Origin of the sequence: Mucisphaera sp., from assembly GCF_965279675.1 — a bacterium.
GTDB lineage: Bacteria > Planctomycetota > Phycisphaerae > Phycisphaerales > Phycisphaeraceae > Mucisphaera.
In genome coordinates, this window is record NZ_CBDIIJ010000002.1 from 1,284,389 (window position 1) to 1,299,117 (window position 14,729).

Below are 14,729 nucleotides of genomic sequence, written 5' to 3' on the forward strand. Positions count from 1 at the left end.
ATGGGTAAGCCCACCGGATTCATGGAATACGACCGCATCGCCATGCCCTCGCGCAACCCCGATGTGCGCCTCGGCGACTTCTACGAAATCTACGAACGCGCCGACGACCACATCCTCAAAGAACAGGGCGCCCGCTGCATGGACTGCGGTGTCCCCTTCTGCCAGGCCGACACCGGCTGCCCGATCGATAACCTCATCCCCGAGTGGAACGACCTCGTCTACCACGGCCGCTGGAAAGATGCCTACGAACGACTCCGCAAGACCAACAACTTCCCCGAGTTCACCGGTCGCATCTGCCCCGCACCCTGCGAGGAGAGCTGCGTCCTCGGCATCAACGAGCCGCCCGTTGCCATCAAGTCCATCGAGTGCGCCATCATCGACCGCGCCTTCGAAGAAGGCTGGGTCGTCCCCCGACCACCCGCCAAGCGCACCGGCAAGAAGGTGGCCATCGTCGGCTCAGGACCCGCGGGCCTCACCGCCGCCGATCAGCTCAACCAGGCCGGACACGAAGTCACCGTCTACGAACGCGACGACCGCATCGGCGGGCTCCTCATGTACGGCGTCCCCAACATGAAGCTCGACAAAGGCATCGTCCAGCGACGCATCGACCTCCTCCAGGCCGAAGGCATCCGCTTCGTCACCAACGCCAACGTCGGCGGCGACCCCGCCCACCACGGCAGCGCCCACCGCGCCATCACCGTCGATCCCAAAAACCTCCTCGATCAGTACGACGCCATCCTCCTCGCCTGCGGCGCACTCCAGGGACGCGATCTCGACAATCTCCCCGGCCGCCAACTCAATGGCGTCCACATGGCCATGGAGTACCTCTGGAAATCCACCCAGTCACTCCTTGACTCCGAACTCAAAGACGGCAACTACATCTCCGCCGCTGGCAAAGACGTCATCGTCATAGGCGGTGGCGACACCGGTACCGACTGCATCGGCACCGCTCTCCGACACGGCTGCCAAAGCCTCACCAACATCACCCGACGAGCCAAAGAGCCCGACGAACGCGACGACCAACACCCCTGGCCCGGACCCTCCGGCACCTTCTACATCGACTACGGACACGCCGAAGCCGCCGCCCGCTACGACAAAGACCCCCGTGCCTACGGCATCCTCCCCAAGGCCTTCCTCGACGACGGCAAGGGCAGCGTCCGCGCCATGCTCGTCAGCGACCTCGACTGGCAAACCGATCCCAGCACCGGAAGACTCAAATCAACCGAAGTCCCCGGCTCCGAACGCGAACTCCCCGCCCAACTCGTCCTCCTCGCCATCGGCTTCACCGGCCACGACACCCCCGGCCTCGTCCAGCAGTTCGGCCTCACCACCGACCGGGGAACCGTCCCCGCCGACTACGGCAAGTTCGCCACCCAGCACGAAAAAGTCTTCGTCGCCGGCGACATGCGCCGCGGGGCCTCCCTCATCGTCTGGGCCATCGCCGAAGGCCGCGGCGCCGCCCACGCCATCGACACCCAACTCATGGGCACCTCCAGCCTCCCCGCCCCCGGCATGGAAACCGGCTTGCTCTCCAGCGCCGGTTAGACAAACAAAGGCAAGCAACCGCCCCTCTAAATCACCACCCCCTCCTCACCCAACCCCCGCACCACCGCGTCACGCATCGCCTCCGCCGTCACCACCTCCTCCACCACCACCTCGTCCGCGCCCGCCTCGTGTGCCAGCAATCCCTGGCTCACAAAGTTCGTCCGCGCCGTGATTCTTATCTTTGGGTTCAGCCCCCGCGCCACCCGACACGCCTCCACCACCTGCGTCTCATCGGGAAGCGTCAACGCCAACGCGTCCGCCTCCCCCACCCCCGCCTTCTGCAACACCTCCGGGTCCGTCGCGCACCCATACACCACCTTCCGATCAAGCCCTAGCTGCCGCTCGACGGTCTGCAGATTCAATTCCACGATCACCACCTCAAAGCCCACCCGCTCCAGCTGCTCCGCCACCAGCCGGCCCACCGGCCCATACCCCGCCACCACCGCACACCGCCTCCGAATACCATCAGCCCTCGTTTCCATCCCCCAATCCTACACCCATAACCATCCCCACCATGAGTACCCCGAAGCATCCCGGCCACGCCCACCTCATCCACGCCTTCACCAACCCCAACAGCCCCGACACTTCCGGCAACCCCGCCGCCGTCCTCCTCCTTGATAGCCACGACTGGCCCGACATCTCCTGGATGCAGCAACTCGCCGCTCACTACAACCTCTCCGAAACCGCCTTCGTCCTCCCCACCGATCAGCCCAACACCTTCGGCATCCGCTGGTTCACCCCCGCCGCCGAAGTCGAACTCTGCGGACACGCCACCCTCGCCGCCGCCCATGCCCTCTGGCACAACAACCACGCCCACGCCGACCAGCCCATCAACTTCCACACCCAGCAACGCGGCCAACTCACCTGCACCCCAACCAACGACCACCTCATCGCCATGGACTTCCCCACCGAGCCCATCGAACCCATCGATCTCCAAACCATCACCCCCGACATCCCCGCCGCCCTCCGCTGCCCCCAACCCATCGCCGCCGTCCGCACGCCCTACGACCTCATCCTCGAACTCCCCACCGCCGCCGACGTCCAAGCCGCCGCGCCCGACTGGCCAACCCTCATCCAGCTCAGCCTCCCCCACTTCGCCGAAAACTGGCGCGGCCTCTGCCTCACCGCCCGCGCCGACCACCCCGACCACGACATCACCTCTCGCTTCTTCGCCCCCAATCTCCGCATCAACGAAGACCCCGTCACCGGCTCCCTCCACTGCGCCCTCAACCCCTACTGGTCCGAGCGCCTCGGCAAAACCACCCTCCGCTGCCACCAGGCCTCCGAACGCTCCGGCCTCCTCATCACCACCCTCCACCCGCCCCGCGTCCAGCTCGCCGGCCACGCCGCCACCATCCAAACCCTTCCTGTCCCCAAGCTCTAATCCCGCCCCTTCACCCCGACACCCGCTCCGCCGCCCACACCTCACTCGCCGCCCGATGCAGCAGGCTGTGCCGCCGCGCCAGCAGCCGATGATCCCGGTCATATCCCCCGCCAATCACGCACGCCGTCGGAATCCCCGCCTCCCGGCACCACGAGATCACCCGCCGATCACGCTCCCGCACCCCCTCATCACTCAGCTCCAGCTTCCCCAGCCGATCGTCCCGATGCACGTCCACCCCCGCGTCATACAACACCAGCTCCGGCCGCACCCGCTCCAACACCTCCGGCACCACCCGATCCACCACCGCCAGATACCCCCCATCTTCCAGCCCCGGCTCCACCTCCACATCCAGATCACTCACCTGCTTCCGAAGCGGGAAGTTCGCCGCGCAATGCACCGACAACGTGAACGCCCGCGGCTCCCCGCACAACGCAAACGCCGTCCCGTCCCCCTGATGCACATCCAGATCCACAATCAGCACACGCTCCACCCAGCCCCGCTCCAGAGCGACCCGCGCCGCCACCGCTAGGTCATTCAGGATGCAAAACCCCGACCCATGACCCGGAAACGCGTGATGCGTCCCACCCGCCGTGTTGCACGCCAGCCCATGCTCCAGCGCCAGCTCCACCGTCCGGATTGTCCCGCCCACCGCCGTGATCGTCCGATGCACCAGCCGCTCCGTCCACGGCAGCCCAATCTTCCGCACCGCCGCCGCACCCAGACGCCCCTCGATAAACGCATCCAGATACCCCGGCTCGTGCACCAGCTCCAGGTCCTCACGAAGCGCCGGCTCCGGCCGCACAAACTGCTCCGCCTTCGCCACCCCCTCCGCCTCCAGCAGCTCCCGCAACAGGAGGAACTTCGACATCGGAAACCGATGCCCCTCAGGCAGTGGCGCGTCGTAATCCTCCGAGTGAACCAGCGGCAAACCCTCAAGCATCCCCAACCATAGGCCGCTCTACAACCGCCGCCTCCACCAACCCTCAGATCGCCGTATACCCCCCATCCACCATCATCGCCTGCCCCAGCATGAAGCTCGCGTCCTTGCTGCACAGCCACGCCACCGCCGCCGCCACTTCCTCCGGCCGCCCCAACCTCCCAATCGGATGCGCCGCCGTCATCGCCTCACGAGCCGCCGCCCGCGCCGCGTCCGAATCCCCCGAAAACCGCTCGAGCATCGGCGTCTCGATCGCCGCCGGGCACACCGCGTTCACACGCACACCCTTGGCTCCCACCTCGATCGCCGCACTCTTCGTCAAACCCAGCACCGCGTGCTTCGACGCCACATACAACCCGTGATCCGGCACCCCCACCACCCCACCCACCGACGCATTGTTGACGATCGACCCGCCCCCATGCGTCAGCATCACCCGCATCTGATGCTTCATGCTCCACCACAATCCCCGCACGTTGATATCGAAAATCTGCTGATAATCCTCATTCGTCGCCTCCGCCAGCGACGCCGTCTCCCCCTCCACCCCCGCGTTGTTAAACGCCGCATGCAGCCCGCCAAACGTCGCCACCGCATGATCCACCAGCGCCGCCACCTCCGCCTCGATCGCGACATCGGTTCTCAGAAACGAACCATCTCCGCCCGCCGCCCGCGCAAGCTCCAGCGTCTCCGCCCCAGCCGCCTCATTCCGATTCCCCAACACCACGTACGCCCCCTCCGCCGCAAACCGCACCGCCGCCGCCCGACCAATCCCACTCCCAGCGCCAGTAATCACAACAACCTTACCCTGAAATCTCGCCACAGAACGGCTCCTGAAGACAAAAAGACCTGTTAATAAAGAAGTTGTGGCCGGAATCGTCCACAATCAACCTGCAATAGGTTAACCGTCAGATTGCTATTTATGGACTAAAAACTCGATATCGCAGTCTGAAAGGACGAAATTGATTCCGAAAGGCTAGCATCCAAAACGTTCACCCTCAGGGACCAGTTCATCCCAAGGGGGCAATAGAATTGCTTGGCGGTCAGGTTTAACTGGCCGCACCCGATCATGATGGCCGTAACGGCGAAATCAATCCGGAACACACAATGATGACAAATCAATTTACATTTAATTTTCACAGAACCACCCCAGCTTCTACCGCTCGATCATGCACACCAAAATCAACGACGAGTAGGTGAAAACCCATATATCTAGTTCCTACACCTTCGATTAAGATCAAATACTGTTACATAAGATCAAAAATTGGCATACATGCTTAAACCAATGCACCCAGGACCCAAAAAAAGACATCAAAAACCCTTAATCAAAAATTCAACAAATAAAATCAAAGTCATGCCGCACAGTAAACCCATAACACATCATCACGCCCGTTAGCAGGATGAGCCTGACAATCGAATAACACGCAACCAATGAGTAAGAGTAGGGACAAGGCGAGGACATGCTGAACCACAAAGCCTGGAACCGGGGCCTGCCACAAGCAGCCTACCTGACACACGCCCTAGAAACCGCGCGACAACGACTCGAAGCCGACATCGCCTTCGCCGCAGTCCGCGAAGAAGGAAAGTGGCTCCCCACACCCCTCACCCAGCACACCGGACTGGCCCCCGACCTCGTCCGCATCATGGACCTCCACCACTGGACCGCCGACCCCGGCTCCGTTCTGGACTACCTCGCTGGTCCCGCACCCACCAACCGGGCCCTCCGCCCCATCGAAGCCGTCGGCGCCTCCGCCGTCGCACGCAGCGCCCTCTTCCGACGCATCGAACGCTACCGAGCCGTTTCCGATGCCCTTGGCGTCGCCCTCACCATCAACAACCGCAAACTCATCTACGTCTTCATCCGCTGGGCCAACCGAGCCCGCTTCACCCCCAGCGACGAGAACAAGCTCAATCTCGCGCTCGAACAACTCAACATCTGGAACACGGAATCCGACAAGGTCAACGGCCACGAACCGCAAACCGCCCCTGCCACAGAAACCTGCGCCCAGATGCTCGAACGCCTCAGCCGAACCGAACGGCTGGTCCTCAACCACCTCACCGAGTCACTCACCGAAAAGCAGATCGCTGAAGAACTCGACCGCTCCCCCCACACCGTCCACGTCCACATCAAGAGCATCTACCTCAAGCTGGGCGTCTCCTCCCGACGTGAACCCCTCAAACGCATCGCACCCCTCGCGCAGGCAAGCTGACGCCCACTAACCCAGCACCCGCGACACCTTCTCCGCCACCGCCTTCTCCACAAACGCCTCCAACGGCATCGCGCCCACATCCCCCTCGGTCCGATGCCGAACCGACACGGTCCCCGCCTCCTCATCGCGACCACCCGCCACCAGCATGTAGGGCACCTTCTCCTCCTGCGCCACCTTGATCTTCGCGTTCAGCCGATCATTGCCCTCATCAACCGTCGCCCGCAAGCCCGCCTCCTTCAGTGCCGCCAATATCTTCCGCCCATAACCCGCGAACTTGTCGCTGATAGGCAGCACCCGAACCTGCTCAGGCGCCAGCCACAACGGGAAAGCCGCCCCGAAGTGCTCGATCAGCACCCCCACAAACCGCTCCATCGATCCGAATGGCGCCCGGTGAATCATCACCGGCCGATGAGGCGCGTTGTCCGCCCCCGTGTACTCAAGCTCAAACCGCACCGGCAGCTGATAATCCACCTGCACCGTCCCGAGCTGCCACTCCCGACCAATCACGTCCCGAACCACGAAGTCGATCTTCGGCCCATAAAACGCCGCCTCCCCCGGCTCCGACGAAAACGACACGCCCAGCGACTCCGCCGCCGCCAGACACGCAGCCTCCGCCCGATCCCACTGCGACGGCTCACCCACATACTTCGACGAGTCCGGATCCCGCAGACCCACCCGCACCCGGAAATCCTCCATCCCCAGCGTCTTGAACACCACCTTCACCAGCTCCAGACAACCCGCCACCTCACCCCCCAGCTGCTCCTCCATCACAAACAGGTGAGCATCGTCCTGCGTGAACCCCCGCACCCGCGTCATCCCTCCAAGCTCACCCGACTGTTCCCAACGATAAACCGTCCCGAACTCAGCCAGCCGAATCGGAAGATCCCGGTACGACCGCTTCTCACTCGCATAAATCCGGATGTGATGCGGGCAGTTCATCGGCTTCAGCAGATAGCCATCCAACTCACCCGACCCCAGCTTCGCCGACAACTCCGCGCAGCTGCACCCCTCATCACTCAGCGCCTTCATCTGCTCGTGATCAATCAGCGCCGGAAACTGCGACTCCCGGTAGTAAGGAAAGTGCCCCGAGGTCTTGTAGAGCCCCAACCGCCCAATATGAGGCGTAAACACCTGGCTGTACCCCTGCCGCTCCAGATGGCTCGCAATAAAGTCCTGCAGCTCCTGCCGAACGATCGCACCCTTCGGCTTCCACAGCACCAGCCCCTGCCCCACCTTCTCATCGATCTCAAACAGCCCGTGCTGACGCCCAAGCACCCGGTGATCCCGCGCCTTCGCCTGCTCCAGCGCCTCCAGATGCGCCGCCAGATCCGCCTCCGTAAAGAAAGCCGTCCCGTACACCCGCTGAAAACGATCCGACGACACATCCCCATGCCAATGCGACGACGCAATCGACATCACCTTCACCGCCCCGATCCGACCCGTCCGATCCACGTGAGGACCCATGCAAAGGTCCTCCCAATCCGCTTCGCCCACCCGATCCTCCGCCGAGGACACCCCCACATCCGTGATGTTCAGCCGCTGCTCGTAATCAATCACCCCCGGCTGCGACTCGTCCACCGGCACGCAGTCCACCTCCCCCATCAGCCAGAACTTCGACCCATCCATCTCCACCACCGGCAAGCCGCCCGTCACGTACCAGCTCAGCGTCGATGACCCCTTCTCCACCGCCCGCTTCGCGTTGTCCACCTTGTACTTGTTGTCCTCCGCCTCCAGTTTCTCAAACCCCTCTGCCGCCGGCATCTCATACCGCCGAAAACGACGATCCTCCGCCACGATCTTCGCCATCTCCGCCTCGATCCGCTCGAAATCATTCGACGAAATGGGCGTCTCTAGCGACAGGTCGTAATAAAACCCGTTGTCCAGAGGCGGGCCATAAGCCAGCAGCGTCTCCGGCCAGATCCGCTGGATCGCCTCCGCCATCACGTGCGCCGCCGAATGACGAAGCAGATACAACGCATCCTTCTCGTGCGCCTCATCCCGCCACTTGCTCCGACCCTTCTTGTCCACACGCGGAGCCGTCACTATCGCCAGCGTCCCGTCACCTGGCAGCGGCCGATCCGCATCCACCAGCACGCTCTCGTCACCCCCGGCCGCCGTAAACCTCGCCCCGATCGCAGCCTCCGCCAGCTTCTCACCAATCCGAGCCGCCACCTGACGCGGGCTCGCCGGCTCCTCAAACGCCTGCGTGCTGCCATCGGGCAAAGTAATGATCATCGCCTGCCTGCCAATCCAAAAGTGATCTCAAAACCCGTCAGCCAGCCTCCGGCCAACAAGTAGCCCCGCATCTTAGCGACACCACACCAGCCATCACCCCAGCCCCGCCAACCACCTTTTGAACCTTCTCAGCCCGATTCTGCCGATCGAGGCTAGACCCCGAGTCTTTTACGGGTTATAGAATCCCCCGCTTCGGGAATTCTGAATCAAAACCAACCGGCCGCCAACGGCCTTCGCTTCTTCGGAGACGCTCCCCCATGTACGACTACCTGCCCCACCTCGTCCCCATCCTTGGCGTCATCGGACTCGCCTGCGCCGGACTCGTCCTTATGCTCGTCCTCAAAGAGGACGGCGGCGAGGGCAAAGTCGCCAAAATCGCCGACACCATCCACCGCGCCGCCATGGTCTTCATGCGACGCGAGATCTCCCTCCTCGCCATCTTCACCCTCGTCCTCGGCGGGCTCGTCGCCTGGGCACTAAACGTCAACACCGCCATCGCCTTCTTTGTCGGAGCCGCCTGTGCCTCCATCGCCGGCTTCATCGGCATGTACACCGCCACCAAGGCCAACGTCCGCACCACCGTCGCCGCACACAACTCCGGCATGCCCAAGGCACTCTCCATCGCTTTCCTCGGCGGGTCCGTCATGGGACTCACCGTCGCCTCCATGGGCCTCATCGGCATCGGCACCCTCTTCTTCTTCTTCGTCCTCGGAGCCGACGCCAAGGAAGGAGCCCTCTCCATCGAAGGCTTCGCTATGGGAGCCTCTCTCGTCGCCCTCTTCTACCGCGTCGGTGGTGGCATCTTCACCAAGGCTGCCGACGTCGGAGCCGACCTCGTCGGCAAGGTCGAAGCCGGCATCCCCGAAGACGACCCACGCAACCCTGGCGTCATCGCAGACAACGTCGGCGACAACGTCGGCGACGTTGCCGGCATGGGCTCCGACATCTTCGAGTCCTACTGCGGAGCCCAGATCGCCACCATCGCCATCGCCGCCGCACTCTCAGCCACCATCGCCATCGGCCTCGTGCCCAGCGCCGAAACCGAAGAGTCCGCCAAAGCCACCCTCATGCTCCTCCCCCTGATCATGACCAGCGTCGGCCTCATCGCCTCCCTACTCGGCATCTTCATGGTCAAGGCCGCCTCCTCCATGAACCCCTCCTCCGCCCTACGCGTCGGAACCCTCGGCTCCGCCGTCCTCTTCATCATCGCCGCCTTCTTCGTCTGCAACCTCCTCGGCATCTCTGTCAACGTCTGGTGGTCACTCGTCGCCGGAGCCGTCGGCGGGGTAATCATCGGAACCGTCACCGAGTACTACACCGCCGCCAAACCCGTCCGCGATATCGCCGATTCATCACAGACAGGCGTCGCCACCGTCATGATCTCCGGCCTCGCCGTCGGACTCGAATCCGTCGTCGTCCCGCTCCTCACCCTCGCCGGCATCATCCTCGCCGCCAACTCACTCGTCGGCCTATACGGCATCGGCATCGCCGCCGTCGGCATGCTCGCCACCGTCGGCATCACCATGGCCATCGACGCCTACGGACCCGTCGCCGACAACGCCGGCGGCATCGCGGAAATGTCCGGCATGGGACCCGAAACCCGAAAAATCACCGACTCCCTCGACGCCGTCGGCAACACCACCGCCGCCATCGGCAAGGGCTTCGCCATCGGCGCAGCCGGCCTCGCCGCCCTCACCATGATCGCCGCCTTCATCGAAACCGTCTCCGGACACCTCACCGGAACCATCGGACTCGAACTCGATATCAACAACCCCATGGTCCTCCTCGGCGTCTTCCTCGGCGGCGTCGGACCCTTCCTCAACGGCTCCATCACCATGAAGGCCGTCGGCGACGCCGCCTACGAAATGATCGAGGAAATCAGAAGACAATTCCACGAAATCCCCGGACTCCTCGAAGGCAAGGCCGAGCCCGATGCCGAACGCTGTGTCGACATCGCCACCGCTGCCGCCCTCCGACGCATGATCCTCCCCGCCTCCCTCGCCGTCCTCATCCCCTGCGGTGTCGGCTTTATCCTCGGCGCCGAAGCCCTCGCCGGCCTCCTCGTCGGCTCACTCCTCACCTGCGTCCTCCTCGCACTCATGATGTCCAATGCCGGCGGCGCCTGGGACAACGCCAAGAAGTACATCGAAGAAGGTCACTTCGGCGGCAAGGGCTCCGAGTCCCACAAGGCCACCGTCGTCGGCGACACCGTCGGCGACCCCCTCAAAGACACCTCCGGCCCCTCGATGAACATCCTCATCAACGTCATGGCCATCGTCTCACTCGTCATCGCACCCCTCCTCATGCCAGGACCCATCTGGACCGACCGGGGCGTCCTCAACCTCAACGACCAGGGAACCCAAACCGAGTTGATCGATAACCTCGAATCAACCGATCCAACGGCCAACCTCATCGACGCCGAGTAACCACCCTCACCCGATCCAAACCACCCCTTTTAACGGGGCCCGCGCACAAGCGGGCCCCGTTTTTTTATGCCCGCACAACCCGCCACCCAAGCAACCGTTACGATCCAACCCATGAACCGCATCCGATCACACGCCCCCGACCAGGCCGGCTTCGGCTTCTCCCAGGCCGCCCGACACACCCGCGACCAGCCCATCGGCCAGCTCATCGAGATGGCCCTCACCAACCCCAACCTCATCTCACTCGCACCCGGACTCGTCGACCACGACTCACTCCCCCACGAAGAATCCCTCAAACTCCTCGAGCCCATCCTCGCCGACCCCAAAACCGGCCGCGCCGCCCTCCAGTACGGACCCACCCGAGGCGACGAACAACTCCGCCATCTCGTCTACAACCACATGGCCCGACTCGACGGCCACAAACCCGAAACCTACCCAGGCGCCGCCGATCAGGTCGTCATCACCACCGGATCCCAACAGGGCCAGCACCTCCTCGCCGAGATCCTCCTCGACCCAGGCGACATCGTCGTCACCGGATGGCCCAGCTACTTCGTCCTCACCGGCGCACTCACCGCTTGGCGATCCGAAATCCGCGCCGTCGAGATGGACGAACACGGCATCCTCCCCGAAAAACTCGACGACCTCCTCGCAGGACTCGCCGCCATCAACCAGCTCCGACGCGTCAAAGTCGTCTACGTCCAGAGCTACCACCAGAACCCCACCGGCCGAACCCTCGCCGACAACCGCCGGGCACAAATCCTCGAAATCGTCCGAAAGCATTCCACCCACCACCGCATCCTCCTCATGGAAGACGCCGCCTACCGAGAACTCACCTACACCGGCGATGCCCCCAAAACCATCCTCACCCGCGACCCCGACATGGACCACACGGTCCTCATGATGACCTTCAGCAAACCCTTCTCGCCCGGACTCCGAACCGGCTACATGCTCCTCCCCAAAGACCTCGTCAACCCCGTCCTCCGCGCCAAGGACGGCCGCGACTTCGGCTCCAACCACCTCGCCCAGAAACTCATCGCCGCCGCCATGCAACAAGGCGTCTACGACAAACACGTCAAAACACTCTGCCAGACCTACGCCCGCAAAGCCGAAGGCATGAACGACGGACTCGCCAGACTCAGCCGCGCCTCCGGACTCGATATCAAAACCACCCCCGTCCGAGGCGGGCTCTACGCCTGGATCGAACTACCCCCGTCCATCCGCGCCGACGCCGACAGCGAACTCTTCGAAACCGCCATCGAACAAGGCGTCCTCTACGTCCCCGGCAGCTACTGCTATCCCATCGATCCCACCCGAACCAAACCCCTCAACACCATCCGCCTCAGCTTCGGCTACGCCAGCCCAGCCGACATCACCGAAGGCATGAACCGACTCACCAACGCCCTCGCCACCATCAGCAACAAAACCAGCTAAGACCGATCAACGCTTGTCGTTGGCCGAATGCCCGTTGACCGAGTGGCCATTCAGCGCGTGACCATTCATCGCGGCTTGCTTCGCAGGCGCCATTGGCTTGGTCTGAACCTCAACCTTCGGCTCACGCTGAGCCAGCAAACCACGGGCAAACGCCGACAGCTCGCTCATCGAGTGATGCATGAAGATGTTCGGCAGCAGCGGCCTGAACGCCTCCTCCGCGCCAAGACCACCCAGCACCAGACACCCACCCGTCTTCACGGCCTGACTGGAAATCCGCTCAAGCTCACTCGTCTTAGGCAGATTCCCCGGATGCGGGCAAGTCAGATAGACCAACAACGGCGAATACTCACCAATCGCCTCGCAAAGAGCATCAACCGGCGTATCGCCGCCCAGGTTCACCGCCTCATACCCCGCCTCCGCCAGCGTCCCCGCCACCATCACCGAGGCCAAAGCCCCGTGATCCCCCATCGGACAGCCACCCACCGCCTTCGGACGCTCAGGCAGATCCATATCCATGCCCGGCTCAAGCAGCATCCGAAGCTGATTCATGATCTGCGTCGCCATCTCGGTCGCACGGTGCTCCGAAAAAACGCCGTCGGGCGCATCCTTCACCCAAAGTTCCCCAATCTCACACATCGCATGCGACAGCGGGCCATCACAAATCCACGCCACGCTATGACCCGACAGGTACAGGTTCAGCACCAACGCCTGCGACCGCGGCAGGTCACCCTCACGCAACAAACGCGCCAGCGTCCCCGCCGCACCCGACACATCACGCGTCAGCTCATCCCCATTGAGATCAGGCAGCCCCAGAATCTCAGGACGCACCAACGGCAGACTCGACTCTCGGATAAACCGAATCGCCTCCTGCACGTTGATTCGACGATGACCCCCAACCGTCCGTGAGGCTTTCACCCGCCCGGAATCCGTCCACCGCTTCAGCGACGACTCGCTAACCCCAATCGCCTGCGCCAACTCCTTGGGGGACAGACTCTGCTTCATGGCTTGGATCCTGACCTTCTGAACCTATTATCGTGCAAACAACATCATAGTGACTCAAATAGGCCAGAGTCCAGCCTGAATGCACTACGGCTTTACCTGAACGGGTTTAATGCCTGCGACAACCGCGGCCGACGAACCACCCCACACCAACTCTGTCGGATATTTCTCCATCCACCGACCGGCTAGCCTCATGACCCCGTTTCTCGGACGCAAGCTCAGCTAAACTCATCTCATGCCCCAATCCGTCCACCAGGTATCCCGCTTAGACCCCGGCTCATGGGGCATCGACGCCGAGCAGCTCCCCGCCATCGACGACGGCCCCATCCACCCCCAAACCTGGTTCCAAACACCCGATCAGCCGGCCCAAACCCCCGATAGCACCCCCATCGAGCTCGAAATCGGCTCCGGCAAAGGCACCTTCCTCGTCCAGCAGGCCCTCGCCGAACCCAGCGTCCGATATGTCGGCCTCGAATACGCCCGAGCCTTCTACCGCTACGCCGCCGACCGCCTCCGCCGACGAAACCTCCCCAACGCCCGCGCCGTCCACGCCGAAGCCGCCGTCTTTATCCAGTTTCTCATGCCCACCGCCGTCTTCCGCCAGGTCCACCTCTACTTCCCCGACCCCTGGCCCAAAAAACGCCACCACAAGCGACGCTTCTTCTGCCTCCAGAACCTCCAGCAGGTCCACCGCATCCTCGTCGACCCCCACCCCGACGACCCCGAATCCGGACAGTTCCGCATCGCCACCGACCACGCCGACTACTTCGCCTGGATGGAAGACCACGCCTCCCAGGCACAGCACCTCTTCGATCGCCTCCCCTACCGACCACCCGCCTCAGCCGGCGAGGCCGAAGTCGTCGGCAGCAATTTCGAAAGAAAATACCGCGACGAAGGCCGATCCTTCCACGGCATGATCCTCCGCAAACGACCCCAATAACCCCCCATCCTGACCCGGCCGACACTCGCCGACGCCACGAGATCACCTTATAGTGATCCGTTCACGATCCGCGGTTTTTCTGGAGCCTCAAAGATGCATCGAGTCACCTCAGGTCTGATCCTCGCGCTGAGCCTCACCGCCGCCACCGGCTGTGCCCTGTTCAACAAAGACCAAACCACGCAAGCCTCAGCCGCCGAAGCCGCCATCGACCTCGCCAAGCCACTCGGTATTCTCGAAACCGTCCGAGGCGACAGCGAGGAATTCCCCGACCCAGGCCTCTTCGTCATCAACGACCCCGCCGACCTCAACGGCTACGACAACTCACCCCTCGCCGACCTCGCCGTCGACTTCAACAGCCAGTCCATCATCGTCCTCGCCCTCGGCCAGCAACCCACAGGCGGCTACTGGGCCTCGATCGACGCCATCCAACGCGAAGGCACCGAAGTCGTCGTCCAGGGCAAAGCCAACCGACCCGCCGCCGACCAGATGGTCTCGCAGGTCATCTCCCACCCCTTCGCCGCCGCCGTCGTCCCAAAAATCCAGAGCGTCACCATCCGCTCCGACATCGAAGGCCTCATGGGCGCCCCCCGACCCGAATAACACAGCCGCCACCAACCAACCCACAAAAAAC

Annotated in this window: 12 protein-coding genes; 7 read left to right on the plus strand and 5 right to left on the minus strand. The window is 63.3% G+C overall.

Annotation, left to right across the window (positions count from 1 at the left end):
* Positions 1-1,545, plus strand: coding sequence for a glutamate synthase subunit beta (locus tag ACQZAB_RS05620; protein ID WP_428387854.1), 1,545 nt, complete (start codon positions 1-3; stop codon positions 1,543-1,545).
* 26 nt (positions 1,546-1,571) lie between these two features.
* On the opposite strand, the gene ACQZAB_RS05625 is transcribed toward ACQZAB_RS05620, so the two are convergent.
* On the minus strand, positions 1,572-2,027 hold the full coding sequence (locus ACQZAB_RS05625; protein ID WP_428387855.1) for an NAD-binding protein: 456 nt from the start codon (positions 2,025-2,027) through the stop codon (positions 1,572-1,574).
* A 32-nt stretch (positions 2,028-2,059) separates the two neighbouring features.
* Here ACQZAB_RS05625 and ACQZAB_RS05630 point away from each other — a divergent pair, with 32 nt between their 5' ends.
* Positions 2,060-2,929 carry a PhzF family phenazine biosynthesis protein gene (locus tag ACQZAB_RS05630; RefSeq protein WP_428387857.1) on the plus strand — a complete coding sequence of 290 codons (870 nt, stop codon included), beginning with the start codon at positions 2,060-2,062 and terminating at the stop codon, positions 2,927-2,929.
* A 10-nt stretch (positions 2,930-2,939) separates the two neighbouring features.
* Here ACQZAB_RS05630 and ACQZAB_RS05635 read toward each other — a convergent pair whose 3' ends face one another.
* Entirely contained in the window at positions 2,940-3,869 is a 930-nt protein-coding gene (locus ACQZAB_RS05635; protein WP_428387858.1) for a histone deacetylase family protein, read from the minus strand.
* Between the two features lie 43 nt (positions 3,870-3,912).
* On the minus strand, positions 3,913-4,683 hold the full coding sequence (locus ACQZAB_RS05640) for a glucose 1-dehydrogenase (RefSeq protein WP_428387859.1): 771 nt from the start codon (positions 4,681-4,683) through the stop codon (positions 3,913-3,915).
* Between the two features lie 637 nt (positions 4,684-5,320).
* Between ACQZAB_RS05640 and ACQZAB_RS05645 the strand changes: the two genes are divergently transcribed.
* Entirely contained in the window at positions 5,321-6,070 is a 750-nt protein-coding gene (locus tag ACQZAB_RS05645; protein WP_428387860.1) for a helix-turn-helix transcriptional regulator, read from the plus strand.
* Positions 6,071-6,076: 6 nt separating this feature from the next.
* Here the strand turns inward: ACQZAB_RS05645 and thrS are convergent, their stop codons facing one another.
* A complete protein-coding gene (thrS, locus tag ACQZAB_RS05650; RefSeq protein ID WP_428387862.1) occupies positions 6,077-8,305 on the minus strand; it encodes a threonine--tRNA ligase in 2,229 nt (742 codons plus the stop codon).
* A gap of 257 nt (positions 8,306-8,562) precedes the next feature.
* On the opposite strand from thrS, the gene ACQZAB_RS05655 reads away from it, so the two are divergent.
* Together ACQZAB_RS05655 and ACQZAB_RS05660 are read left to right on the plus strand one after the other, a co-directional pair.
* Positions 8,563-10,731 carry a sodium-translocating pyrophosphatase gene (locus ACQZAB_RS05655; RefSeq protein WP_428387864.1) on the plus strand — a complete coding sequence of 723 codons (2,169 nt, stop codon included), beginning with the start codon at positions 8,563-8,565 and terminating at the stop codon, positions 10,729-10,731.
* Between the two features lie 111 nt (positions 10,732-10,842).
* Positions 10,843-12,159, plus strand: a complete 1,317-nt coding sequence (locus ACQZAB_RS05660) for a PLP-dependent aminotransferase family protein (RefSeq protein WP_428387865.1) — start codon at positions 10,843-10,845, stop codon at positions 12,157-12,159.
* A gap of 6 nt (positions 12,160-12,165) precedes the next feature.
* Here the strand turns inward: ACQZAB_RS05660 and ACQZAB_RS05665 are convergent, their stop codons facing one another.
* A complete protein-coding gene (locus ACQZAB_RS05665) occupies positions 12,166-13,161 on the minus strand; it encodes a helix-turn-helix domain-containing protein (RefSeq protein ID WP_428387867.1) in 996 nt (331 codons plus the stop codon).
* A 232-nt stretch (positions 13,162-13,393) separates the two neighbouring features.
* Between ACQZAB_RS05665 and trmB the strand changes: the two genes are divergently transcribed.
* Together trmB and ACQZAB_RS05675 are read left to right on the plus strand one after the other, a co-directional pair.
* The gene (gene trmB, locus ACQZAB_RS05670; protein WP_428387869.1) at positions 13,394-14,098 is read left to right on the plus strand and encodes a tRNA (guanine(46)-N(7))-methyltransferase TrmB; all 705 of its coding nucleotides are present in this window, start codon (positions 13,394-13,396) and stop codon (positions 14,096-14,098) included.
* A gap of 93 nt (positions 14,099-14,191) precedes the next feature.
* Complete coding sequence (locus tag ACQZAB_RS05675; protein ID WP_428387870.1) at positions 14,192-14,698, plus strand: protease complex subunit PrcB family protein; 507 nt, start codon at positions 14,192-14,194, stop codon at positions 14,696-14,698.
* Positions 14,699-14,729: the final 31 nt, after the last annotated feature.

What these genes read in the sequence shown, in the direction of transcription:
- ACQZAB_RS05620 (WP_428387854.1), top strand. Translation starts at nt 1, where the DNA reads ATGGGTAAGCCCACCGGATTCATGGAATACGACCGCATCGCCATGCCC.
- ACQZAB_RS05625 (WP_428387855.1), bottom strand. Translation starts at nt 2,027, where the DNA reads ATGGAAACGAGGGCTGATGGTATTCGGAGGCGGTGTGCGGTGGTGGCG.
- ACQZAB_RS05630 (WP_428387857.1), top strand. Translation starts at nt 2,060, where the DNA reads ATGAGTACCCCGAAGCATCCCGGCCACGCCCACCTCATCCACGCCTTC.
- ACQZAB_RS05635 (WP_428387858.1), bottom strand. Translation starts at nt 3,869, where the DNA reads ATGCTTGAGGGTTTGCCGCTGGTTCACTCGGAGGATTACGACGCGCCA.
- ACQZAB_RS05645 (WP_428387860.1), top strand. Translation starts at nt 5,321, where the DNA reads ATGCTGAACCACAAAGCCTGGAACCGGGGCCTGCCACAAGCAGCCTAC.
- thrS (WP_428387862.1), bottom strand. Translation starts at nt 8,305, where the DNA reads ATGATCATTACTTTGCCCGATGGCAGCACGCAGGCGTTTGAGGAGCCG.
- ACQZAB_RS05655 (WP_428387864.1), top strand. Translation starts at nt 8,563, where the DNA reads ATGTACGACTACCTGCCCCACCTCGTCCCCATCCTTGGCGTCATCGGA.
- ACQZAB_RS05660 (WP_428387865.1), top strand. Translation starts at nt 10,843, where the DNA reads ATGAACCGCATCCGATCACACGCCCCCGACCAGGCCGGCTTCGGCTTC.
- ACQZAB_RS05665 (WP_428387867.1), bottom strand. Translation starts at nt 13,161, where the DNA reads ATGAAGCAGAGTCTGTCCCCCAAGGAGTTGGCGCAGGCGATTGGGGTT.
- trmB (WP_428387869.1), top strand. Translation starts at nt 13,394, where the DNA reads ATGCCCCAATCCGTCCACCAGGTATCCCGCTTAGACCCCGGCTCATGG.
- ACQZAB_RS05675 (WP_428387870.1), top strand. Translation starts at nt 14,192, where the DNA reads ATGCATCGAGTCACCTCAGGTCTGATCCTCGCGCTGAGCCTCACCGCC.